Raw genomic sequence first — 23734 nt, forward strand, 5'->3', positions numbered from 1 at the left:
GAAAGGAAGAAAAGGAAAAATTATGACTAAACCAGTAATTTCCATCATCATGGGCTCAAAATCCGACTGGGCAACCATGCAAAAAACAGCTGAAGTTTTAGATCGCTTCGGTGTTGCCTACGAAAAGAAAGTCGTCTCTGCCCATCGCACGCCCGACCTCATGTTTCAGCATGCCGAAGAAGCCCGCAGTCGTGGTATCAAGGTCATTATCGCAGGTGCGGGCGGCGCAGCCCATTTGCCAGGAATGGTCGCAGCCAAAACAACCCTTCCTGTCATCGGTGTACCTGTCAAATCGCGTGCTCTTAGCGGTGTGGACTCGCTCTACTCTATCGTACAGATGCCGGGTGGCGTGCCTGTGGCGACAATGGCTATCGGTGAAGCAGGTGCGACAAATGCGGCACTCTTTGCCCTCCGTCTCCTGTCAGTAGAGGATCAGGCTATCGCGACAGCGTTGGCTGATTTCGCAGAAGAACAAGGAAAAATCGCAGAGGAGTCTACAAATGAGCTCATCTAAAACAATCGGAATTATCGGTGGTGGTCAGCTGGGACAGATGATGGCCATTTCTGCTATCTACATGGGGCACAAGGTTATCGCGCTGGATCCTGCGGCGGATTGCCCGGCCTCTCGTGTGGCGGAAATCATCGTGGCTCCTTATAACGATGTGGATGCCCTCCGTCAGCTAGCTGAGCGTTGCGATGTCCTCACCTATGAGTTTGAAAATGTTGATGCTGACGGTTTGGATGCTGTCATCAGGGATGGACAACTTCCTCAAGGAACTGACCTGCTCCGCATTTCTCAAAATCGTATCTTTGAAAAGGACTTCCTTTCCAAGAAGGCCCAAGTAACGGTGGCTCCATACAAGGTTGTGAATTCTAGCCAAGACTTGGCGGAGATTGACCTGGCCAAAAACTATGTCCTCAAGACGGCGACTGGTGGCTACGATGGGCATGGGCAAAAGGTCATTCGCTCAGAAGCAGACTTGGAAGAAGCCTATGAACTAGCAGATTCAGCTGACTGTGTCTTGGAAGAATTTGTCAATTTTGACCTTGAGATTTCTGTCATCGTATCAGGAAATGGCAAGGATGTGACGGTTTTCCCAGTTCAGGAAAATATCCACCGCAACAATATCCTATCTAAGACCATTGTGCCTGCTCGAATTTCTGCAAGTCTAGCTGAAAAAGCCAAAGCAATGGCAGTGCGAATTGCAGAACAGCTTAACTTGTCTGGAACCCTCTGCGTGGAGATGTTTGCGACAGCTGATGATATTATCGTCAACGAGATTGCCCCTCGCCCACATAACTCAGGGCATTATTCAATTGAAGCTTGTGACTTCTCGCAATTCGATACTCATATTTTGGGCGTTCTGGGAGCACCGTTGCCAGAAATAAAATTACATGCTCCAGCAGTCATGCTTAACGTTCTCGGTCAACACGTCGAGGTTGCTGAGAAATATGTCGCAGAAAATCCAAGCGCCCACCTCCATATGTATGGTAAAATAGAAGCGAAGCACAACCGCAAGATGGGACATGTGACTTTGTTTAGTGATGTGCCAGATGAGGTGGAGGAGTTTGGGAAAGGGATTGATTTTTAGGTGTTAGATAACAAGATTACTGAATTTAATTTTTTTACAGAAGAATACTTAAAACGGCAGAATGCCCAAATATTTATCTACATATTGATTATAATTAAAGGAAGATACAAAGTGTATGATAATCCTGAAGTCCTAGAATTAATAAAAAAATATTCTGAGGAAAAAGGAGTTGATATACCTGATGAAATAGTACTTGGTAATGGAAGAACTGTCAATAATTTTTTTCTTAATAAAATTATTAAAGAAAGTAAACTTAATATAACTGGGGATTATTTTTGTGAAGAATACATTTTTGAAACATTAAATGAATTAATTAATGAGTCAATCGAAAAGATTCTTGATTTGTATCCTAGAAAAAAATTATTAATAAATTTAATAATATTTGCGAGTTTTGTTTCTACTTTATCACAAAATCAAGAAATAGATTTAAATAAAGAACCTGAAAATGATTTGGAAAAATTGATATTTCTCGTACAGAAAGTTGGATGTACAAAAGATGATTTAAGTACTGCATTATTGGGTGAAATGAAAGCATCTGTTAATTACATGATTAATTTATTATTGCTCAGGGAGGAAAGAACTTCTGCTGAGGAAATAGAAGCTGAGAAGTATTTTGAACGATATGGAACAGATTATAATTTGTTATTTTATTGGGGAGTAATCAAGTGTATATTTACATCTGACTCAAATTCTAGGTATTTTGTTAAGAGGTGGAATAATAGTAAGAGGATAAGCTTTAGTAATAATCAGTGGGGGGAGTTCCCACCAGCGGACTTGCAGTCAAAATTTGATGAAATTTGTCTATACTGTAATAAGGAAACATTAGGCTTGCATAAGAGAATGTCAAAGTCTATATTTCCAAAATTTTTTAATGAGTTTAAATTTGATCCTATAAAAATAAGAGATTCTTTCAAGAGAAATATTCAGGGGTATACATTGTCCTATAAAACATTGGATATTATTGCTGAATCTGATTGGCCAGAGTTTTTGAAAAAAAATCAAAGTTGTGGAGAGATTGGAGATGAGGGAAGAATAAATGAATCAGTTTTCTTAGAAAATGATATATATCAACTTAGAACATCTATCTATAATTTTGTAAATAAAATAGAAGAATATAATAGTGAAGTTAATTATTTATTAAGTGATACTAAAAATATAAATAGAATAGTTGATATGTTAAATAAAAAAATTTATTCTAGAATAGAGACTCCGGATGAAGTGAAGGAAATTTTTAATGCTTTTGTTAGTAAACATGTAAGATTAAGTAAGGAGCTTAGATTAGATTGCTCACCTATTGATATCTCAAAATTTCACTCTTTTGTGGCTGAGTTTGTATCATTCAAAAGGCTTTCAATTTTTCATAAACCATTATTAAAATATAAGAATTATTATTTAACAAGTTTATCTTTATTAAATGAGGGTGTGTGGCATCTCCCTGGAGATATATTATCAAGGAGAATTTCCTCACATCACAACATAAATAAAGAAATAACTAAATTTTATGATGAACAAACATTACCATATATCAAATTATGCCTAATGTCTAAATATGATTTTTCAATAATCAACTGTGATTTAATGGTCAATAATAAATCAGGGAAACCGGCATTTCCAAAGATCAAGCAATTGTTGGGTGGAGACTATAAGGGGGTAAAGAGAGAATTAGATATCTTGTTTGCTTCAGACGGTACGTTGTATATTTATGATTTAAAAAATTACGGGCTACAACATTCTCTTGATGAAATTACTAGATTAGTAAATAGAGTTGATAAAGAGATATCGAAACTAGAAAAAATAAAGAAAATATTTTTAGATAATAAATCAATTTTTGAGGAGGAGTTGAAAGTTCGTTTTGACTGTGTTGAAATAGGGATTATTACTGTTAACTCTACAATTTTTGATTTTGTTCCGAGTATTTTTGATGGAGTTTATATTAAATCAGTCCATAATTTTATTATGGAAATCGGAAATATTAACTAATAAGCAATATGTTGTTAAAATAAGGAGGAAACAATGATCAACCGTTACTCTCGCCCCGAAATGGCGAACATTTGGAGTGAAGAAAATAAATACCGTGCTTGGCTTGAGGTGGAAATCTTGGCTGACGAGGCATGGGCTGAGTTGGGGGAAATCCCTAAGGAAGATGTGGCTTTGATTCGCGAAAAGGCGAACTTTGACATCGACCGTATTTTGGAGATTGAGCAGGAGACGCGCCACGATGTGGTGGCTTTCACGCGTGCGGTTTCTGAGACTCTTGGTGAAGAGCGCAAGTGGGTTCACTATGGGTTGACTTCTACCGACGTGGTGGATACGGCCTATGGTTACCTCTACAAGCAGGCCAACGACATCATCCGTCGTGACCTTGAAAACTTCACCAACATCATTGCTGACAAGGCTAAGGAGCACAAGTTCACCATCATGATGGGGCGTACCCACGGTGTGCACGCTGAGCCTACAACTTTTGGTCTTAAATTGGCGACTTGGTATAGCGAAATGAAGCGCAACATCGAGCGTTTCGAGCATGCAGCTGCTGGTGTGGAAGCTGGTAAAATCTCTGGTGCAGTTGGTAACTTTGCCAACATCCCACCATTTGTAGAGGAATACGTCTGTGACAAGCTTGGTATCCGTGCTCAAGAAATCTCGACACAGGTCCTTCCTCGTGATCTTCACGCTGAGTACTTTGCAGTTCTTGCCAGCATCGCCACTTCCATCGAGCGCATGGCAACGGAGATTCGTGGTTTGCAAAAGTCTGAGCAACGCGAAGTAGAAGAGTTCTTTGCTAAAGGGCAAAAAGGGTCTTCAGCAATGCCTCACAAACGCAATCCTATCGGTTCTGAAAACATGACGGGTCTTGCGCGTGTTATCCGTGGCCATATGGTGACAGCCTATGAGAACGTCGCTCTCTGGCACGAACGCGATATTTCTCACTCATCAGCTGAGCGTATCATCACACCAGATACGACCATTTTGATTGACTACATGCTCAACCGTTTTGGAAATATCGTCAAGAACTTGACGGTCTTCCCAGAAAACATGATTCGCAACATGAACTCGACTTTCGGTCTTATCTTTAGCCAACGTGCTATGTTGACCTTGATCGAGAAAGGCATGACTCGTGAGCAAGCCTATGACTTGGTGCAACCAAAAACAGCCTACTCTTGGGACAACCAAGTGGACTTTAAACCACTGCTCGAAGCAGATCCAGAAGTGACCTCACGCCTCACTCAAGAGGAAATTGACGAAATCTTCAACCCTGCATACTACACCAAACGTGTGGATGATATCTTTGAACGTATCGGACTTGGTGATTAATCCTAACAATAAAAAGCGAGATTCAATCTCGCTTTTTTTGTATTCTTGTCGAAGGGGTTTAATCTTCTTTTCTCTTAGTGAGTCCGTAAGCTGCTAGTGTGGCCATGAGTCCTACTGCGACCAAGCCTGCAGAGTCTTGGCTTCCTGTTGCAGGGAGTTGTTTTTCATCTGCTTTGTTAGTAGTTGCTTCAGCTTGCTTAGCTTTCTCAAGGGCAGTGCCGACTTCGACAACCTGAGCGACCGCTTCCTGCGATACCGCACTATTGACAAGGGTTCTTTCTTCCTTTCCGTCAGCAGTAGTGCTAACAGAGTAGAAGACGGTACGGCGGCCATTTACTCCGGAAACGACGACTTGACTTTGTCCTTTTGGCAATTGGGGATTTTCACGTGTCACGGTAGTGAACGGAATCTCTTCTTCTTGGATGTCTAGTCTAGGTTTTGCTTCTGCAGCTGGGGCAAGACCGTGTTCATCCCCTACATGGGTAACAAGGGTTCCGACTTCAATGACTTGTGTCACTGCTTCTTGCGTTACAAGGCTATCGACAAGAGTCTTCACTTCTTTGCCATCAGCAGTAGTACTCACAGAGTAGTAATGGCTGCGACGACCGTTAGCGCCTTTAGTAACGACTTGAGTCTTCCCTTTGAGCAATTGCGGATTTTCACGTGTCACAGTAGTGAACGGAATTTCTTCTTCTTGGATGTCCAGTCTAGGTTTTGTCTCTGCGGCTGGAGCAAGACCGTGTTCATCCCCTTTGTGAGTAATAGGGGCGCCGATTTCAACCACTTGGGTCACAGGTTCTTTGGTTACTTGGCTATCTAGAACCGTTTCTGTTTGTTTCCCATTTTCAGTAAGGACAGAGATGTAATGAGTACGTTCGCCCTCTACACCTGGTGTGATGATCTTTTCCTGACCGGCTGGGAGGTTCGGATTTTCCTTCTTGATAACTTCAAATGGAATCTTTTCTGCTCTTGTGATGAGTTCCGGTTTGGTTTCAACATTGGCAGCTAGTTCGTTTTCATCGAGGCTTCCTGAGTGGGTTGCTGCTGGTTTAAGGCCTAGGCGGGCTGCCTTGAGTTTGGCTACGAGAGCATCTAACTCGGCTTGTTTGTTACGGTTGAGGTTGTAGTTGAGAGCTTCTTTAGCTGCATTTAGGGCATCCAAGCTTTCCTTGCTGTATCCATCCAAGTTTGCAGGGATTTGAGCAAGTTCCTCACGGAGGGCATTGTAGTTAGCGTGGAAGTAGTCTTTGTTATTGTCTGCAAAGGCAGTCATGAGTTCAAAAATTTCTTCTTCCTTGTACTCAGCGCTTGGTCTATCTGCCCAGATGGCAAGCATGCTTCCAACTGTTGGAAGGTCTACCTCAGGATATTTGGTAGATGCAAGCTGGTTAAATGGCACTTTACCAGAGTTTTCAAGTGCTTTTGATAGTGGGTAGGCTTCATCTGGTTTGTGATTACCTAGCACGTAGTACCAGTCTCCGTTGGTGTTGAGGAGTTTATAGCCTTTGCTTGCTAGGTACTGAGGCGTCGCAAGGTTGTAACCCCACCATCCCTTAGACCAGTAAGAGATGATGACATCCTTGTCAAACTCAACATCATCCTTGTCTTCATAGTAGAAACCATCGTTGAAGGCCATTGGTTGAAGGCCTCTTTCTTTGGCCATGGCAGCAAGGGTGTTAGAGTACTCAGCAAACTTGCCATAGAGTCCATACCATTTGAGGTAGTACCAGCCTTGCGCGTTGGTAGCATCATTGGCATATTCGTCTGTACCGTAGTTGAAGATCTTAGTCTTGCCTGCAAAGAAGTCCATGTACTTGCCGATGAGGGCTTTGACAAAGTTCATCGCCTCTTCGTTTTCAAGGTCCATGGTTGTTTTGGATACCTTGTCAAAGTTGGCTTGAGGATTCTTGATTCCAAGCTTTTCCATAGCGACGAGCATGGCATCCATGTGACCTGGGCTGTTGATCGCTGGGATGAGTCCGAGGCCTTTTGATTTTGCGTACTCGATCAATTCAGTGATTTCAGCTTGACTAAGAGTGGTTCCGTTTGGATCATCGTAGTAAGCTTTTGTTCCTTCGATGATAGCCTTCTTGACATCATCACTTGCATAAGTTTTTCCGTTAGCTGTGATGGTCATGTCATCAAGGAGGAAGCGAAGTCCATCATTTCCTAGGAGAAGATGCACATCAGAGTAGCCGAGCTCGCTCGCCTTGTCTACGATGCGTTTGAGTTGGTCGAGCGTGAAGTACTTACGTCCAGCATCAATAGAGATTACCTTGTTCTTGGCAAGTTTTTCAACTTCGCGTTTCGCGTCTTCTTCTTTTTGAGCTTCTGGTGTGAAGGTCAAGTTGCTGACAGCTTCTTGGAGTTTCGCGATTGCTTGATCAATGGTGTCTTGTTGGGCACGGCTGAGGTTGCTATCAAGTGAGCGAATAGCTTTTTCAGCTTCTTTTACAGCTGCGACACTTTCTGCAGTATAGCGGTTAAGGTCTGTTGGTACTTCTTTCAGAGCTTGTTCAGCAGACTCATAGTCAGCTGCGAAGTATTCAGCATTGGCATTTGCGAAGCTGCGCATGAGTTTGAAGAGGCGTGATGGTGAATAGCGTGCAGATGGGGTATCCGCCCAAGCAGCTACCATACCACCGATGAATGGGATAGTAGCCCCATCAGATTTTGGTACAGAAGTGATTGGAGTGTTCTTGATACCATTGAGTCCTTGGTCGAGGTTGTACCAGCCTTGGCCATCGGCATTTCGTCCGAGAACGTAGTACCAAGCATCGTTGGTATTAAGGATTTGGTGGCCTTTTTCAACTAGAAATTTAGAAGAAGCGACGTCGTATCCGCCCCATCCACCAGTCCACATAGAAACGATGATGTCTTTGTCAAAAGTTCCAAAGCTAGTGTCGCTATTATAGTAGATACCATCGTTAAAGGCCATTGGTTTGAGACCGTGAGATTTGACGATGCGAGCAAGGTCATTGGCGTAGGCGATAAATTTCTCATATCCTCCTACAGGGTAGCCTTCATTTGGATAGTATTTATCAGCCTGGAGAACGCTCCATCCTTTGGCATCTGTAGCGTCGTTGGCATATTCGTCTAGCCCGATATTGAAAATATCAGTTTTTCCAGCAAAGTATGCTGCATACTTGTCGATCAGGGCTTTGGTAAATGCAACAGCTTCTTTGTTATCAAGGTCAACGGTACGAGCAGATTCCTTACCAAAGTAGTTGAAGTTCGGCTTTTGGATGCCTAGTTCTTTCATGGCATGCAAAATCGCATCCATGTGACCAGGGCTGTTTACAGTTGGGATGAGACCAATGCCTTTGTTTTTAGCATAGTTGATCAAGTCCGTCATCTGACTTTCTGTTAAATGATTGCCGTTTGGATCCTTGTAGTAGGCATCGGTTCCGTTTTCGAGTGCACGTTTGACATCGTCGCTTGCATAGGTTTTGCCATTGGCTTTGATCGTCATGTCGTCCAACATAAAACGCATGCCGTCATTTCCAACTAGTAGATGAAGATCAGTATAACCGTAGTGTTTGGCTTTGTCGATGATTTCTTTGAGTTGGTCTGGAGAGAAATACTTGCGTCCAGCGTCGATTGAGATCATTTTTCTTTTTGCCAGTTTTTCATTTACTTGACTTGCTCGTTCAGTAGTGCTAGGAGCAACTGCAGCAGGTGTGGCTGGTTCATTTTTCTTGTCTTCGTCGGTTTTTACTGGTTCTGAGTTTTCTTCTGAAACAGGAGTAGCTTTTTCAGTGACTGGAGTCTCGTCAACTTTCTCTGCAACTGCTGGGGATTCAGTTTTTTCGACTGTTGGAGCGATTGTGGCTGAAGCTCCTTTTGCCTCGACTGTTTTTTCAAGCTTGCTTTCAACCGATGTCTCAGCTGTCTGTGGCTCTCCTTGAGCAGTCTGAGCTGCGCTTGGATTTTCTGGTGTTGGAGTGACGCTGTCGGCAGACACGACTTGGGTACCAAAAGCAAATCCTATGAGTACAGAAGCCGCTCCAATCGCGTACTTACGAATGGAGAAGCGCTGTTTCTTTTCTAGTTTCATGATAAAACCTCCCTATTATTATATTGTATGATAGCGTTTACACAAAACTGTTTTTATTTTATTATCTAAGATATAAAAAGTCAAGCGGCTTTATGAAAGAACTATAATAAATGGAGGAAATCATAAGATTTAGGAAAAAATTGTCAAAAAACTAAAAACAAAGAAAATCTAGCCAATATTTAACTTGTTTTTAGTAAAAGCACTACTAATTAAAGAATTACCCTTCGTCATATGTTCATACCAAGTGGTGCATGCTATAATGAACATAGAAAAAGCCTGAGCTAGGCTCAAGCTTTTTCTTAATGACCTCGATCACACGAGATGAATTTGATTTTGTAGTAGTCAGCTCGCTTATAAGTTTCACTATAGGCAAGGACTTGGCCAGTGGCCTCAAGTTTTGTAGTCTTTGTTTGGAAGACAGTTGGAAATTGTGTATCAATTCCCAACGTAGAAGCAGCATGCTCTGGTGTTGGGAATGCGATTTCGTTGATTTCCTCAAAATGCTCATCAGTCATGTGAATGCGGTAATCCAATTTGAAACGTTTATAGATAGAACTATAATAGTCAAGATTTGGATAGTTGGCATTGATATATTGTTCGGGAATATAAGAAGTGTGGTAGATATAGGTCACACCGTTAGTTTGACGTGTCCGTTCGATCTTGTAGTAGAACTGGTCTCCACGCAAACCAAGTTTTTCCAAATATTCAAGCTTATTTCCACGTTCGATAGAAAGGACAGTTACCTTATCGTCTTTTGTTTCAAAAATTTCGACATCTGAAAATTCAACGAGTTTGTGCTTACGAGCGCGTGAAACAAAAGTTCCTTTTCCTTGCTGGCGGACAATATAGCCATCTTTGGCAAGGTCGTTCAAAGCACGAACAACTGTGATAGAACTGACATCATACATGGCGATCAACTCTGCTTCGGTATAAAACTTGTCTCCACTCGCAAATTGACCTGAAATGATTTTATTCTTGAGTTCGTCTTTAATATATTGGTATTTTGGAATAGCCATAATTGCACCTCAATTTTTTTCTTTCTCCTTCTTTGATTTTACCACAAACACAAAGAAAATAGTAGCATTTAGATGCAAAAATAACATAATACATTAAAAATATTATTTTGCACATATATAAAAGTGTCATCGAAACAGAGGTCGTGCAAAAGCTCTCATCTTATGCTATTTTTTAGATAATTTTGGTAAAAAAGAAGTAAAAAAATAGAAAAATTTTAAATAATTTTCTAAAACCTATTGACAAATGCACGAGATTTGATTATAGTTAATATTATAACAAATGAAAGCGCAAACTTAATTTGTCAGAGGTAATAACATGACAAGATTTAAAATTGAGGACGATTTCTATTTAGACGAAAAACCGTTCAAGATTTTGTCCGGCGCCATTCATTATTTTAGGATTCCAGCAGAGGATTGGTATCATTCTCTCTATAACTTAAAGGCGCTTGGCTTTAATACAGTTGAGACCTATGTGGCTTGGAATTTACACGAACCTGTTGAAGGGGAGTTTGATTTTGAAGGTGCCAGAAATTTGGAGAGATTTCTTCAAATTGCACAAGATTTGGGCCTCTACGCTATTGTACGCCCGTCTCCATTTATCTGTGCGGAATGGGAATTTGGTGGCTTGCCGGCTTGGCTCTTGACCAAGGACATGCGAATCCGCTCGTCCGACCCGGCCTACATTGAGGCAGTTGCTCGTTATTATGACCAATTATTGCCAAGGCTTGTGCCTCGCTTGTTGGAAAATGGCGGAAACATTCTCATGATGCAAGTCGAAAATGAATATGGTTCTTATGGAGAAGATAAGTCTTATCTGAGAGCGATTCGAAAATTGATGGAAGACCGAGGGATTGATTGCCCACTCTTTACTTCAGACGGTCCTTGGAGAGCGACTCTGAAAGCCGGAACCTTGATCGAAGATGACCTCTTTGTGACAGGGAACTTCGGTTCTAAAGCTCCTTATAACTTCTCACAGATGCAAGAATTCTTTGATGAGCATGGTAAGAAATGGCCCCTCATGTGCATGGAATTCTGGGATGGCTGGTTCAACCGTTGGAAAGAACCCATCATCACGCGTGATCCAAAAGAGTTGGCAGAAGCTGTTCGAGAGGTGTTAGAGCAAGGCTCCATCAACCTTTATATGTTCCATGGCGGCACAAACTTTGGTTTTATGAATGGTTGCTCAGCTCGAGGAACTCTGGATTTGCCACAAGTTACATCTTACGATTACGATGCCCTTCTCGATGAAGAAGGAAATCCAACTGCTAAATACCTAGCAGTCAAGAAGATGATGGCGACACACTTCCCAGAGTATCCGCAGTTGGAACCACTTTACAAGGAAAGCATGGAAATGGAATCCATTCCACTAGTCGAAAAAGTTTCCTTGTTTGAAACTCTGGATAGCCTGGCAAGTCCAACTGAAAGCCTCTATCCAAAAGCGATGGAAGAACTTGGTCAGAGTTATGGCTACCTTCTTTATCGTACCGAAGCAAGTTGGGATGCAGAAGAGGAACGTCTCCGTATCATCGATGGACGTGACCGAGCTCAACTCTATGTAGATGGTCAATGGATCGCCACTCAATACCAGACAGAAATTGGTGAAGATATCTACTGTCAGGGTAACAGAGAAGGCTTTTCAGAGATTGATATCTTGGTCGAAAATATGGGGCGTGTCAACTACGGACATAAGTTCTTGGCAGATACGCAACGTAAAGGAATTCGGACAGGTGTCTGCAAGGATCTACACTTCATGTTAAATTGGAAACAATATCCACTTCCATTGGATAATCCTGAGAAAATTGATTTTTCAAAAGGATGGACAGAAGGGCAACCAGCCTTTTACGCTTTCGACTTTACTGTTGAAAAACCTAAGGATACCTACTTAGACTTGTCTGAGTTTGGTAAGGGAGTTGCCTTTGTCAACGGGCGTCACCTAGGGCGTTTCTGGAATGTCGGCCCGACCCTCTCACTTTATATCCCTCATAGCTATCTCAAGGAAGGCGCTAACCGCATCATCATCTTTGAAACTGAGGGTGAATATAAAGAAGAGATTCATTTAACTCGTAAACCTACACTAAAACACATAAAGGGGGAAAACTTATGACAATTGTAGGATGCCGTATCGATGGACGTTTGATCCACGGTCAAGTAGCCAATCTTTGGGCAGGGAAACTAAACGTTTCTCGCATTATGGTTGTAGACGACGAAGTTGTTAACAACGATATTGAAAAGAGTGGTTTGAAGCTTGCGACACCACCAGGTGTGAAACTCAGTATCTTGCCAGTTGAGAAAGCAGCAGCAAATATCCTTGCTGGTAAATACGATAGCCAACGTCTCTTTATCGTTGCACGTAAACCAGACCGTTTCCTTGGTTTGGTTGAAGCAGGTGTTCCGCTTGAAACACTCAATGTCGGCAATATGTCTCAAACACCAGAAACTCGCTCTATCACACGTTCTATCAATGTGGTAGATAAGGATGTGGAAGATTTCCACAAACTGGCAGAAAAAGGTGTGAAACTCACTGCTCAAATGGTTCCAAATGATCCAGTTTCAGACTTTTTGAGCTTGTTAAAATAGGAAAAAATTTTTAGGAGGTCATTGTTATGATACAATGGTGGCAAATTTTACTTCTCACTTTGTACTCAGCTTATCAAATCTGTGATGAGTTGACAATCGTTTCATCTGCAGGTTCCCCTGTATTTGCTGGTTTCATTACTGGTTTGATCATGGGAGATGTGACAACTGGTTTGTTTATCGGTGGTAGCTTGCAGTTGTTCGTTCTCGGGGTTGGTACCTTCGGTGGTGCTTCTCGTATCGACGCAACTTCTGGTGCGGTTCTTGCAACAGCATTCTCTATCTCTCAAGGTATTGATACAGACCTTGCGATTACAACAATCGCTGTACCAGTAGCAGCACTTTTGACATACTTCGACGTTCTTGGACGTATGACAACTACTTTCTTTGCACACCGTATTGATGCTGCGATCGAACGCTTTGACTACAAGGGAATCGAACGTAACTATCTTCTTGGTGCAGTTCCTTGGGCTCTTTCTCGTGCCCTTCCAGTATTCTTCGCCCTTGCTTTCGGTGGAGAATTCGTACAAGGTGTTGTAAACCTTGTTAAAGAATACCAATGGGTTGCAGACGGTTTGACTCTTGCAGGTCGTATGCTTCCAGGTCTTGGATTTGCAATCTTGCTTCGTTACCTTCCAGTTAAACGTAACCTTCACTACCTTGCTATGGGATTCGGTTTGACAGCTATGTTGACTGTTCTTTACTCAAACGTAACAAGTCTTGGTGGAGCAGTTGCTGGAATCATTGGCACTCTTCCTGCTGAAGTTGCTGAAAAAATTGGCTTTGTTAACAACTTCAAAGGATTGTCTATGATCGGTATCTCTATCGTGGGTATCTTCCTTGCAGTTGTTCACTTCAAGAACAGCCAAAAAGTTGCTGTAGCAGCACCTTCTACACCATCAGAAAGTGGGGAAATCGAAGATGACGAATTCTAATTACAAACTTACAAAAGAAGATTTTAATCAAATCAACAAACGTAGCTTGTTTACTTTCCAATTGGGTTGGAACTACGAACGTATGCAAGCTTCTGGTTACCTTTACATGATCTTGCCTCAATTGCGTAAAATGTATGGGGATGGAACTCCTGAATTGAAAGAAATGATGAAAGTTCATACTCAATTCTTTAATACTTCTCCATTCTTCCACACTATTATCGCTGGTTTTGACCTTGCTATGGAAGAAAAAGATGGTGTAGGTTCAAAAGATGCCGTTAACGGTATCAAGACAGGTTTGATGGGACCATTTGCTCCTCTTGGAGACACAATCTTTGGTTCACTTGTACCTGCTATCATGGGATCTATCGCAGCAACTATGGCTATCGCTGGCCAACCATGGGGTATCTTCCTTTGGATCGCAGTTGCAGTTGCATATGACATCTTCCGTTGGAAACAATTGGAATTTGCCTACAAAGAAGGGGTTAACCTTATCAACAACATGCAAAGTACTTTGACAGCTTTGATTGACGCTGCATCTGTACTTGGTGTCTTCATGATGGGTGCTCTTGTAGCAACAATGATCAACTTTGAGATTTCTTATAAATTGCCAATCGGTGAAAAGATGATTGACTTCCAAGACATCTTGAACTCAATCTTCCCACGTTTGCTTCCAGCAATCTTTACTGCCTTTATCTTCTGGTTGCTTGGTAAGAAAGGTATGAACTCTACTAAAGCGATCGGTATCATTATCGTTCTTGCAGTAGGTCTTTCATTCATCGGTAAATTCTTGCTTGGAATGGGCGCATAATTTATGGTGAAATCGTTAATTTTGGTGAGTCATGGTCGTTTCTGTGAAGAACTTAAAGGTAGCACTGAAATGATTATGGGTCCACAAGACAACATTCATGCAGTGGCTCTTCTTCCAGAAGATGGTCCAGAAGAATTTACTGCAAAATTTGAAGCTGCTATCGAAGGATTGGATGATTTCCTAGTCTTTGCAGACCTTCTCGGTGGAACACCATGTAACGTGGTAAGCCGTTTGATCATGGAAGGTCGCGACATTGAACTCTACGCAGGGATGAATCTTCCAATGGTGATTGAATTTATCAATGCCAGCCTTACAGGTGCAGATGCGGACTACAAGGGCCGTGCTGCAGAAAGCATTGTGAAAGTCAATGATTTGTTAGCTGGCTTCGATGATGACGAAGACGAATAATACTCTTCGAAAATCAAATTCAAACCACGTCAGCGTCGCCTTGCCGTACTTTAGTACAGCCTGTGGCTAGCTTCCTAGTTTGCTCTTTGATTTTCATTGAGTATACGATGTGACGACGTAAAAATCGCTAGAGCATTTTATATAGAATATACATGGGAATGGGAGTCAATCCCATTCCCATATTTTCAATAGGAATGAAACAATAATAGATTAGAGGAACTCTATGCTAAATTACACAAAAGAAGAATTACTTGAACTGGGTGCGGAAATTACGACTCGTGAAATCTACCAACAGCCTGATGTATGGAAAGAGGCTTTTGAAGCCTATCAAGCGAAACGGGAAGAAATTGCAGCCTTTCTGCAAGGGATCGCTGATAAACATGACTATATCAAGGTCATCTTAACGGGTGCTGGTACTTCTGCTTATGTGGGAGATACCTTGGTACCATACTTTAAGGAAGTCTATGACGAACGCAAATGGAATTTTAATGCCATTGCGACAACAGATATTGTAGCCAATCCAGAAATCTATCTGAAAAAAGATGTGGCAACTGTCCTTGTATCCTTTGCTCGTAGTGGGAATTCGCCTGAAAGTGTAGCGACAGTTGATCTGGCTAAAGCCTTGGTTGATGACCTCTATCAAGTGACCATTACATGTGCTGCAGAAGGGAAATTGGCTCTTCAAGCTCATGGAGATGACCGCAATCTCTTGCTCTTGCAACCAGCTGCTTCCAATGACGCTGGCTTTGCCATGACTTCTAGCTTTACATCTATGATGTTGACAGCACTCTTGGTGTTTGACCCGACAGAATTTGCTGTTAAAGCTGAACGTTTTGAAGTTGTGGTTAACCTTGCCCGTAAGGTCCTAGACAATGCAGAAGATGTCAAAGAGTTGGTTGACCTCGACTTTAATCGTGTCATCTATCTGGGGGCAGGTCCTTTCTTTGGCCTTGCTCATGAAGCTCAGCTCAAGATTTTGGAATTAACAGCTGGTCAAGTGGCAACTATGTATGAAAGCCCAGTCGGCTTCCGTCACGGTCCAAAATCTCTTATCAATGAAGATACAGTTGTTTTGATCTTTGGCACAACGTCAGACTACACTCGCAAGTACGACTTGGACTTGGTTCGTGAAGTTGCTGGTGATCACATTGCTCGTCGTGTTGTGCTTTTGAGTGATCAAGCCTTTGGTCTTGAAAATGTCAAAGAAGTAGCCCTTGGTTGTGGCGGTGTCTTGAATGACATTTACCGTGTCTTCCCTTACATCGTTTATGCTCAACTCTTTGCCCTATTGACTTCGCTCAAAGTGGAAAACAAACCAGATACACCGTCTCCTACAGGTACAGTAAACCGTGTGGTACAAGGTGTTATCATTCATGACTATCAAAAATAAGGAAGTGTCTATGAGTAAATTACAATTAAGTCCTAATAAAGTAGCTTGCTTGCAAAAACTCTCTGACGAGAACGGCATTATCTCAGCTCTTGCCTTTGACCAACGTGGTGCTTTGAAACGCCTCATGGCTCAATACCAAACGGAAGAGCCAACAGTCGCTCAAATGGAAGAACTTAAAGTATTGGTTGCAGATGAATTGACCAAATACGCATCATCAATGCTCCTTGACCCTGAGTACGGACTTCCAGCTACAAAAGCGCTTGATGCCAATGCTGGTCTTCTCCTTGCTTATGAGAAAACAGGATACGATACAACAAGCACCAAACGCTTGCCAGACTGCTTGGACGTTTGGTCTGCAAAACGTATCAAGGAACAAGGTGCAGATGCTGTTAAGTTCTTGCTTTACTATGACGTAGACAGCGCTGACGAACTCAACCAAGAAAAACAAGCCTACATCGAACGCATCGGTTCTGAGTGTGTGGCGGAAGACATTCCATTCTTCCTTGAAATCCTCGCTTACGATGAAAAAATCGCTGACGCAGGTTCTGCAGAATACGCAAAAGTGAAACCACACAAGGTTATCGGTGCCATGAAGGTCTTTTCAGACCCACGCTTCAACATCGATGTTTTGAAAGTGGAAGTTCCAGTCAACGTCAAATACGTTGAAGGCTTTGGCGATGGCGAAATCGTGTATACTCGTGAAGAAGCAGCAGCCTTCTTCAAAGCTCAAGACGAAGCAACGAACTTGCCATACATCTACTTGAGTGCGGGAGTGTCAGCCAAACTCTTCCAAGAAACCCTTGTCTTTGCCCACGAATCAGGCGCAAACTTCAACGGAGTTCTTTGCGGCCGTGCAACATGGGCTGGATCAGTTGAAGCTTACATCAAAGATGGTGAAGCAGCAGCCCGTGAATGGCTTCGCACAACTGGATTTGAGAACATTGACGAACTCAACAAGGTTCTTCAAACAACAGCGACTTCATGGAAAGAACGTGTAGAAGCATAAAATAAGAATAGAAGAATCCCTTTTGTTAAGAAGAGACTTAAGGTTTTCTGACAAAGGATTCTGAAAATAGAAACTACAACCATAGATGGTAAATACACTTTCTATGGTTTGTTTACTTAAGAAAAATGGATCAAAGGAGAGAAGAATGAAAGCATACACAGAGCGTGTATTTGGAAATCATGAGGGTAAGGATGTCTTGGCCTATCGCTTTGAGACTGATGGTGGCTACCAGCTAGAAATCATGACTTATGGTGCGACCATTTTGCGCTATGTAACGCCTGATAAGGCTGGAAATTTTGCCAATGTTATCTTGGGCTTTGATGATTTTGCTAGCTATGTAGGCAATAGTCCCAAGCATGGAGCGAGTGTAGGTCCTGTGGCAGGTCGTATCGCAGGTGCGACATTTGAGCTCAATGGCAAGACCTATGACCTTGAAGTCAATAATGCTAGCAACTGTAATCACAGTGGTTCAACGGGTTGGGATTCGAGCTTATTTGAATTGGTCGAAGTGAGCGACCATGGCTTGACTCTCTACACAGAGCGTACAGAGGGGACAGGAGGATTTCCTGGCAATCTTAAGATTTGGATTAGTTACCACTTGGAAGAAACTGGTGCCTACGAAGTCAGCTACAAGGTAACGACCGATCAGGATACGCTGGTCAATCCAACTAATCACAGCTACTTCAACTTGTCTGGTGATTTCACGCAGACAGTTGACCGCCATGTCTTCCAATTAAACACAGAGGGCATTTACCCAATCGCTCCAGACGGTGTTCCAGCTAAGACTCCAGATGCTAATCGTGATGTGGTTAAACACATCTACAATGGTGCTTTGTTGAAGGATATCTTTGCAGAGGAAGATGAGCAAATCCAGCTGGTATCTGGTTTAGACCATCCATTTGCTCTTCCTACAGGTCATGACAATGCTGGTTTTCTTTATGACCAAAATTCAGGTCGCTTCTTGCTTTTCAAGACAGAAGCCCCTTGCTTTGTGGTCTACACAGCAAACTTTGTGGATGAAAGTGTCATTATCGGAGGCCAGCCAATGGTACAGCACAATGGGATTGCCCTTGAAGCGCAAGCTTTACCAGATGCCATTCACAGTGACCTCAAAGACCAAGTCATTCTCAAAGCAGGGGAAACTTTCACCAGCAAAACTCGCTACGAGCTTGTTGTAAAATAAAAAGAAGAGCTGGTTTCCAGCTCTTTTGAGTTGTATTCGTTGACATTTTATCTCAATAGTGTATAATTGATGTAATTAACAAAGTTACAACAAACAAAAGGAGACACCCTATGACTTATGCATACCAAAGCCACATTTATCTAGCAGAGGTGGTTTTAAATGTCAAGGATTTAACGAGTCAAACGGCTTTTTATCACCAGATTATTGGCTTGGAGATTTTATCCCAAACAGAGACAGAAGCGATTTTGGGACTTGGTCGAAAAGCCTTGGTTCACTTGATTCAGGCAGAAAAGTCTGGCGAAGTAAGGGAGCATTATGGGCTCTACCATCTGGCGATTTTGTTGCCAACACGAAAAGCCTTGGCAGATGTTTTGAAACACCTAAGTGACTTGCGGATTCCTCTGGTTGGAGGTGCAGATCATGGATACAGTGAGGCTATTTATCTAGAGGATTTGGAAGGAAATGGCATTGAACTCTACCGTGATAAGCCAGTGTCTTCATGGGATATTCGAGAAGATGGTCGCATTATCGGTGTGACCGAAGTCCTTGCGGCACAGGACATCTATGAGTTAGGAGAAAAGGTGGATCCCTTTATCCTAGCTGAAGGGACGAGAATGGGGCATATCCATCTATCGGTTAAGGATAGTCGCGCGGAGAGTCAGTTTTATCAAAAGGCGTTAGGACTAGAAGATAAATTTAGCATTCCTAGTGCTAGTTGGATAGCGGCTGGTCAGTACCATCACCACCTGGCTGTCAACGAATGGGCTGGAAAAGGGCTAGCTCCGCGTGAGCAAGGCTTGCCAGGTTTGGCTTACTATGTCCTTGAAGTCGAAAGCAAGGAAGAACTTCTAGCCATCGTTAAGCAAGCACAAGAGCTAGAAGCACCGATCAAGTGGCTAAATTCGAGTGAACTGAATCTTGTAGACCCGGATGGAATTGTGACTCGCATTCGCTTGGCACGATGAGATGTGAAAAACACATCATTTATTTTAGAGACATAGAAAAAGGCGGACAAGCTCGTATTCTGTTTTTAGAATGCGGACTTGTTCGCTTTTTATGAAATGATAAAGAGTAAAAGAGTTATAGCTATAACCAGATGGTAAAGGTAATCACCTGCTTTTTGTAGGTGACAAAGATTTTCCCTCTAAACAGGCTGACAAGGTGTTGAGCCATAGAGAGGCCAATGCCATACCCAGAGGTGGTTTGGTTATTGTGTGATGTTTCAGCGCGATAAAAGCGGTCAAAGAAGCGTTTAATATTGGCAGGCCGCCCGTCTTTGTAGTCGTTAGACACAGTGATACAGGTGCGCTTGCGTAGGAGATAGGCTTTGCGTTTGAGAGTTAGACGGATAGTGCCTGCTGGATCACAGTATTTGCGGGCATTGTCAAGAAGAATGCTAAGAAGCTCATAAAATTCCTCTTGGGCTACTTTTTCTATGATATCTGCTTCAATCAGACTTTCAAAGTTTTTATCTTCCTTTTTAAAGAGGGGAGCAAAATCTGTCGCAACTTTCTCAGCGATAAGCGAGATATTTTGCTGGGTTAGCTTGATGTCTTCTTGTTCTTCGAGACGAGCGAGACGAATGAGTCGCCCGATTAGGTGATTGAGCCGCTCGGTTTGTTCTTTGGTGCTGACGCTCCACTCGGTCTCCCCTTCCATGAGTTCCTGAAGCTCGGTATTGGCTGAGATGATAGCCAGTGGTGTTTTGAGTTCATGCCCTGCATTGGTGATAAACATTCGTTGCTTTTCATAGTTTTTGACGAAGGGACGGATAACAATCCCAGAAATCAAGGTAAAGAGCAGAGCAAGGAGAAATAGGCTAGCCAGTGATAACCAAATAGAGACTTGAAAGAGGGTGTCCCGTTCGCGAATGTAGTTGGTAGCTTCAAAGAAGACTAGGAGCTTACCCGAAGCTGTCTGACTAATCTGGTAGGTGAAGTGGCGCCCGTTGCGAGTAATCGTGCCATAGGTTTCCGGTTTTTTAAGAATTTTCTGGAGAAAACCTCTGACGTCTGCTTCGGTCAGTGATTGGACATTCCCTAGAGAAATAGTGTAGTCATTCCCCTTTTCTCTGACAGAGAAGTACTGAAAATTGTAGATAATCCCTTCCTGGATGTTCTTTTTGGTGAAATTTTCCTTGGTTTCATCTGTGATTGGGAGTTCGCCTTCATTTTTAGACAAGATGGAGAGGACGGTTTGGATATTATCCTCTGTCTGAGTATAGACGATGCTATTCATCAAGACCAGAAAGAAAGCAAGAATCAGAGCGATAGCAGCAGTGGCTGTGACAATAAACTTGATGCGTAGTTTTCGAAACATCTAGTCTCCTCCTATCAGTTGGAAAGGCCCTTCTGCAGATCCTAAGATTTGCAAGTTGGACTGAACGCTTTGGAGTTTTTGGCGGAGATAGGAAATATAGAGAAAAACGAGCTCGTAATCACTTTCTTCCAGCTCCTCTGGCCAGACTTGCTCTAGTAGTTGTTGACAACTGAGGGTCTGGTTAGCATGCTGAATGAGGAGGGTCAAGAGTTGAGTCTCCTTTTTCCCTAAACGAATGCTGTTTGTAGCAGCTAATTCTTGTTCGTCAATATCCAAGCGAGTATTTCCTAATTGGACCGTATCTGGGGTATAGTCCTCCAGACGGCGGGCAGTAGAACGGAGCCTAGCCAATAGTTCCTTGAGTGAGAAGGGCTTGGTCAAGTAGTCGTCGGCACCTGCATCGAGTCCGGTTACACGATCATCTACTTCAGCCATGGCTGTCAGCATGATGATGTGGGTCGTATTGCCCAACTGGCGGATTTCTTTGAGGGCTTCGATTCCAGTTTTAATTGGCATCATGATGTCAAAAATCATGAGGTGATAGTGGTTAGTTGTAGCTTTTTCGACAGCATCTTGTCCATTAAAAACAGAATCAACGCTATAGCCTTCGCGTTCTAAAGCAACAGTGATGACGCGATTTAGTTGAGTTTCATCTTCGGCAAGTAGGATTTTCATAGGTTCTCCTTAGTCTTGGTCAGATCGCTGAATCAAATCACGGATGGTCTGCATGGTCAAGTCGCATGAAGCAAGCTCATCGGCACAACGTTTGAGCTCGCGCGTGATTCGTTCAGGATTTTGGATGTTTTTCTTGTACTTCATCTGGTGCTCAAGGCTGGCCCAAGAGTCCATAGCAATCGTGCGTAGCTGGATCTCGATAAAGTAGGTACCTTGGGCATTTCCCAGGCAATCTGGATAGGGAGTGGTCACTTCGAGGATCAGATGATAGGAGCGGTAGCCATTGGGCTTGACCTGACGAATATAGTCCTTCTCCTTAAAAATCTGGATGGTGGGTATCTGACGAATATACTCTACGATGCGGTAGATATCATCTGTAAAGCCTGTGATGATACGAACGCCGATAGCATCTCGGATTTCTTTGAGAGCGGATTGACTCGTCTGAGGAAGGCCTTTGCGTTGGCATTTTTCACGCATACTTTTTTCTGTTTTGATGCGTGCATGCAAATGCTCATATAGTTTGAGGGAGGTTTCTTTTTTGTAATTAGCTGCGGCTTTTTCCATATCTTGAATAAAGGTCTGCAAGATAGTGGGTAAGTAGACTTCGCAAGGGCCATAGATAGAGTTCATAGGCTGGTCCATTCTAAGAATGACTCGTATTGCTACGAGCATAGATTCTAATAGTATTTGTCATTCTATTATACCATGAAAGCGATAGCAGGGTGAGATTCTATTGATAAAGAGGGAACGAGAATTTTGACAAAGGAGTCCATTAGAGATATAATGAAGAAAAATCGACCAAGGATAAGAAGATGACAAACTCAAAGTATATTACACGCCTGAAACGTTCAGAGGGGCAGTTGCGTGGAATTCAAAAGATGATCGATGAAGATCGTGATTGTGCAGATATCATTACCCAGTTGACAGCGGTTCGTTCGAGTGTGGAGCGCGTGATTGAGATGATCATTACCGAGAATCTCACAGCCTGCATCAACCAACCCCTAGACGACCCTGAGGCTCAAAAAGAGCGCTTAGAAAAAGCTGTTCAGTACCTTATCAAACGAAAATAGTAGTTCTCTATGTGATAGAACAAGGATAAGAAAGTAGATCACAGGTGGGAAAGATGACAAAAGAAGAACGAGCAGAAAAATGGTTTCAGAGTGTTCCTGAGGCAGAAGCTATTCCTATACAAACTAAAATGGAGATCTGTAGTCAGGCAGCGAAGCGAATGGCGTTTATCTGGCTTGTACTACTTGGTGTGGAATGCTTGTCCCTATTCTGGGTCACTAGAGGAGAACTGTTCAATCAAGTAGCGGACTTTCTAAATCAGCTATCAGAAGGGAGCCCCACAAAAAATCGATATAAGGGTCTCGCACTTGCAGGGACTCTTATTTGTCTGCCTGTCTTGATTTTGCCTAGCGTTGTTGCCCATTTCTTTAGACAAGGTTGGATTCAAAAAGAAGCTGAAAAGGTAGTCAAAGTGATGACCCCTGTTACAAGTGATCAGCCTTATCTAGATGGAGATGAGGGAGCAGATTTTGCGAGTATTTCCGGAAGAATCTTTGCGGATTGGGTGCTAGATGATGGTGAGAAGGAACAAAATGGCTTTGAACTTGAGGAAGTATGGCAGCAACTGGCAGCTGTACAAGATGGTGATAGGGATTTTCTCATTTTAATACCTCAGCAACCAGTTAAACTAGAGGGGAGTCAGCTTGTATCGGATTTTGTACAGGTTTGTCAGGATGAAGATTCGGACGCTTTTCACTTTGAGATCAGTGTTGCCGATGCTGAACGGATCAATGAGAATGTAATCTACGAAAAAAATGGGCTGAGCAAGAAAGAAACTCAAGACATGCTTCGGGCATATTTGGAGAACAGAGTCACATCAGAGCTAGAAGACTGGGAAATTGTACTAGATATGCGGACAGATGAGCAGAAAAATATCGCAATCTATCAGGAAATAACCCAATTGCTAACAGATGATAGTGAGGTACGATCTCGTTTGACCTCCTGTTTTGAATCACCGAAAGCCTATTTCAAGCAGTATGCAGAGAGATATGATGAGCGGGGCATAGGAGAAGAAGTCAATGAATCTACGATTAAATGGCTTGCTATTGCTGATGAACTACTTGCTGTGGATGCAGTCATTGAGTTAGACTGGAAGACAGATAAGGACGAATTTCTGTACCAACTAGCACCTCTGGCAGCTAAACAAACTCTTGATTTGGAGGAGAATTGGTTCGACGAGGGTGATAACATCCCTACTTGGTGTAAAATTTTGGACGAAAGATGGGCTGGACACGATTTCTGTCTTGCTTGTATGGATATTAATAGTGATAGTTATGTGCTATTTATCTGCAAGAGAGATATTCTGGAAAAATTAGTCACTCTGAGTCACACAATCAATCAGCGTTTCGGCCATGCAAAAAATATGTAATTGCTAGTGTATTTCAAGGAGG

Annotated in this window: 20 protein-coding genes; 15 read left to right on the forward strand and 5 right to left on the reverse strand. The window is 42.5% G+C overall.

Annotation, left to right across the window (positions count from 1 at the left end; translation table 11 throughout):
- The first annotated feature begins 22 nt into the window (after nucleotides 1-22).
- The 4 genes from purE to purB are packed head-to-tail and all read left to right on the forward strand — an operon-like array spanning nucleotide 23 to nucleotide 4904.
- Nucleotides 23-514, forward strand: coding sequence for a 5-(carboxyamino)imidazole ribonucleotide mutase (gene purE, locus E2R31_RS00170; protein ID WP_038804287.1), 492 nt, complete (start codon nucleotides 23-25; stop codon nucleotides 512-514).
- The gene (purK, locus tag E2R31_RS00175) at nucleotides 501-1592 is read left to right on the forward strand and encodes a 5-(carboxyamino)imidazole ribonucleotide synthase (RefSeq protein ID WP_084947502.1); all 1092 of its coding nucleotides are present in this window, start codon (nucleotides 501-503) and stop codon (nucleotides 1590-1592) included. The genes purE and purK overlap by 14 nt, the downstream gene beginning before the upstream one ends.
- Nucleotides 1593-3572: a hypothetical protein gene (locus tag E2R31_RS00180; RefSeq protein ID WP_084947498.1), complete on the forward strand. Its 1980-nt coding sequence runs from the start codon at nucleotides 1593-1595 to the stop codon at nucleotides 3570-3572.
- Between the two features lie 33 nt (nucleotides 3573-3605).
- On the forward strand, nucleotides 3606-4904 hold the full coding sequence (purB, locus tag E2R31_RS00185) for an adenylosuccinate lyase (RefSeq protein ID WP_132972244.1): 1299 nt from the start codon (nucleotides 3606-3608) through the stop codon (nucleotides 4902-4904).
- Between the two features lie 58 nt (nucleotides 4905-4962).
- Here the strand turns inward: purB and strH are convergent, their stop codons facing one another.
- Nucleotides 4963-8961 (reverse strand): LPXTG-anchored beta-N-acetylhexosaminidase StrH, encoded by a 3999-nt coding sequence (strH, locus tag E2R31_RS00190; protein ID WP_132972246.1) that lies wholly within the window; start codon nucleotides 8959-8961, stop codon nucleotides 4963-4965.
- Nucleotides 8962-9260: 299 nt separating this feature from the next.
- A complete protein-coding gene (locus E2R31_RS00195) occupies nucleotides 9261-9977 on the reverse strand; it encodes a GntR family transcriptional regulator (protein ID WP_001007187.1) in 717 nt (238 codons plus the stop codon).
- Between the two features lie 316 nt (nucleotides 9978-10293).
- Between E2R31_RS00195 and E2R31_RS00200 the strand changes: the two genes are divergently transcribed.
- From E2R31_RS00200 to E2R31_RS00245, 9 genes are all read left to right on the forward strand, one after another.
- On the forward strand, nucleotides 10294-12081 hold the full coding sequence (locus E2R31_RS00200; protein WP_132972249.1) for a glycoside hydrolase family 35 protein: 1788 nt from the start codon (nucleotides 10294-10296) through the stop codon (nucleotides 12079-12081).
- Nucleotides 12078-12554, forward strand: coding sequence for a PTS sugar transporter subunit IIB (locus E2R31_RS00205; protein ID WP_000156968.1), 477 nt, complete (start codon nucleotides 12078-12080; stop codon nucleotides 12552-12554). The genes E2R31_RS00200 and E2R31_RS00205 overlap by 4 nt, the downstream gene beginning before the upstream one ends.
- 26 nt (nucleotides 12555-12580) lie before the next feature.
- Nucleotides 12581-13486, forward strand: coding sequence for a PTS mannose/fructose/sorbose/N-acetylgalactosamine transporter subunit IIC (locus E2R31_RS00210; protein ID WP_000616994.1), 906 nt, complete (start codon nucleotides 12581-12583; stop codon nucleotides 13484-13486).
- Nucleotides 13473-14294, forward strand: coding sequence for a PTS system mannose/fructose/sorbose family transporter subunit IID (locus tag E2R31_RS00215; protein WP_000185287.1), 822 nt, complete (start codon nucleotides 13473-13475; stop codon nucleotides 14292-14294). Before E2R31_RS00210 ends, E2R31_RS00215 begins: the two co-directional genes overlap by 14 nt.
- Nucleotides 14295-14297: 3 nt before the next feature.
- Nucleotides 14298-14702: a PTS sugar transporter subunit IIA gene (locus tag E2R31_RS00220; RefSeq protein ID WP_132972251.1), complete on the forward strand. Its 405-nt coding sequence runs from the start codon at nucleotides 14298-14300 to the stop codon at nucleotides 14700-14702.
- A gap of 223 nt (nucleotides 14703-14925) precedes the next feature.
- Nucleotides 14926-16092 carry an SIS domain-containing protein gene (locus E2R31_RS00230; RefSeq protein ID WP_132972253.1) on the forward strand — a complete coding sequence of 389 codons (1167 nt, stop codon included), beginning with the start codon at nucleotides 14926-14928 and terminating at the stop codon, nucleotides 16090-16092.
- A gap of 10 nt (nucleotides 16093-16102) precedes the next feature.
- Nucleotides 16103-17098 (forward strand): tagatose-bisphosphate aldolase, encoded by a 996-nt coding sequence (gene lacD, locus E2R31_RS00235; protein ID WP_132972255.1) that lies wholly within the window; start codon nucleotides 16103-16105, stop codon nucleotides 17096-17098.
- 145 nt (nucleotides 17099-17243) lie between these two features.
- Complete coding sequence (locus E2R31_RS00240; protein WP_132972258.1) at nucleotides 17244-18281, forward strand: aldose epimerase family protein; 1038 nt, start codon at nucleotides 17244-17246, stop codon at nucleotides 18279-18281.
- 110 nt (nucleotides 18282-18391) lie between these two features.
- On the forward strand, nucleotides 18392-19246 hold the full coding sequence (locus tag E2R31_RS00245) for a VOC family protein (protein ID WP_125450525.1): 855 nt from the start codon (nucleotides 18392-18394) through the stop codon (nucleotides 19244-19246).
- Between the two features lie 121 nt (nucleotides 19247-19367).
- On the opposite strand, the gene E2R31_RS00250 is transcribed toward E2R31_RS00245, so the two are convergent.
- Genes E2R31_RS00250 through E2R31_RS00260 form a run of 3 tightly spaced genes read right to left on the reverse strand, consistent with a single transcriptional unit; the run spans nucleotide 19368 to nucleotide 21905 of the window.
- On the reverse strand, nucleotides 19368-20600 hold the full coding sequence (locus E2R31_RS00250; RefSeq protein WP_084947481.1) for a sensor histidine kinase: 1233 nt from the start codon (nucleotides 20598-20600) through the stop codon (nucleotides 19368-19370).
- Nucleotides 20601-21275, reverse strand: a complete 675-nt coding sequence (locus E2R31_RS00255) for a response regulator transcription factor (protein ID WP_084947478.1) — start codon at nucleotides 21273-21275, stop codon at nucleotides 20601-20603.
- 9 nt (nucleotides 21276-21284) lie between these two features.
- Nucleotides 21285-21905: a GTP pyrophosphokinase gene (locus tag E2R31_RS00260; RefSeq protein WP_380435603.1), complete on the reverse strand. Its 621-nt coding sequence runs from the start codon at nucleotides 21903-21905 to the stop codon at nucleotides 21285-21287.
- Between the two features lie 182 nt (nucleotides 21906-22087).
- Between E2R31_RS00260 and E2R31_RS00265 the strand changes: the two genes are divergently transcribed.
- A complete protein-coding gene (locus E2R31_RS00265; protein WP_000185156.1) occupies nucleotides 22088-22345 on the forward strand; it encodes a metal-sensitive transcriptional regulator in 258 nt (85 codons plus the stop codon).
- A gap of 53 nt (nucleotides 22346-22398) precedes the next feature.
- Nucleotides 22399-23712 carry a DUF6630 family protein gene (locus tag E2R31_RS00270; protein ID WP_132972260.1) on the forward strand — a complete coding sequence of 438 codons (1314 nt, stop codon included), beginning with the start codon at nucleotides 22399-22401 and terminating at the stop codon, nucleotides 23710-23712.
- Nucleotides 23713-23734: the final 22 nt, after the last annotated feature.

Origin of the sequence: Streptococcus downii (assembly GCF_004353325.1) — a bacterium.
GTDB classification, from domain to species: domain Bacteria; phylum Bacillota; class Bacilli; order Lactobacillales; family Streptococcaceae; genus Streptococcus; species Streptococcus downii.

Coding starts and splice junctions, on each gene's coding strand:
- lacD (WP_132972255.1), top strand. CDS start 16,103: ATGAGTAAATTACAATTAAGTCCTAATAAAGTAGCTTGCTTGCAAAAA.
- purE (WP_038804287.1), top strand. CDS start 23: ATGACTAAACCAGTAATTTCCATCATCATGGGCTCAAAATCCGACTGG.
- E2R31_RS00255 (WP_084947478.1), bottom strand. CDS start 21,275: ATGAAAATCCTACTTGCCGAAGATGAAACTCAACTAAATCGCGTCATC.
- E2R31_RS00265 (WP_000185156.1), top strand. CDS start 22,088: ATGACAAACTCAAAGTATATTACACGCCTGAAACGTTCAGAGGGGCAG.
- E2R31_RS00240 (WP_132972258.1), top strand. CDS start 17,244: ATGAAAGCATACACAGAGCGTGTATTTGGAAATCATGAGGGTAAGGAT.
- E2R31_RS00210 (WP_000616994.1), top strand. CDS start 12,581: ATGATACAATGGTGGCAAATTTTACTTCTCACTTTGTACTCAGCTTAT.
- E2R31_RS00245 (WP_125450525.1), top strand. CDS start 18,392: ATGACTTATGCATACCAAAGCCACATTTATCTAGCAGAGGTGGTTTTA.
- strH (WP_132972246.1), bottom strand. CDS start 8,961: ATGAAACTAGAAAAGAAACAGCGCTTCTCCATTCGTAAGTACGCGATT.
- E2R31_RS00260 (WP_380435603.1), bottom strand. CDS start 21,905: ATGAACTCTATCTATGGCCCTTGCGAAGTCTACTTACCCACTATCTTG.
- E2R31_RS00200 (WP_132972249.1), top strand. CDS start 10,294: ATGACAAGATTTAAAATTGAGGACGATTTCTATTTAGACGAAAAACCG.
- E2R31_RS00270 (WP_132972260.1), top strand. CDS start 22,399: ATGACAAAAGAAGAACGAGCAGAAAAATGGTTTCAGAGTGTTCCTGAG.
- purK (WP_084947502.1), top strand. CDS start 501: ATGAGCTCATCTAAAACAATCGGAATTATCGGTGGTGGTCAGCTGGGA.
- E2R31_RS00205 (WP_000156968.1), top strand. CDS start 12,078: ATGACAATTGTAGGATGCCGTATCGATGGACGTTTGATCCACGGTCAA.
- E2R31_RS00250 (WP_084947481.1), bottom strand. CDS start 20,600: ATGTTTCGAAAACTACGCATCAAGTTTATTGTCACAGCCACTGCTGCT.
- E2R31_RS00220 (WP_132972251.1), top strand. CDS start 14,298: ATGGTGAAATCGTTAATTTTGGTGAGTCATGGTCGTTTCTGTGAAGAA.
- E2R31_RS00195 (WP_001007187.1), bottom strand. CDS start 9,977: ATGGCTATTCCAAAATACCAATATATTAAAGACGAACTCAAGAATAAA.
- E2R31_RS00230 (WP_132972253.1), top strand. CDS start 14,926: ATGCTAAATTACACAAAAGAAGAATTACTTGAACTGGGTGCGGAAATT.
- E2R31_RS00215 (WP_000185287.1), top strand. CDS start 13,473: ATGACGAATTCTAATTACAAACTTACAAAAGAAGATTTTAATCAAATC.
- purB (WP_132972244.1), top strand. CDS start 3,606: ATGATCAACCGTTACTCTCGCCCCGAAATGGCGAACATTTGGAGTGAA.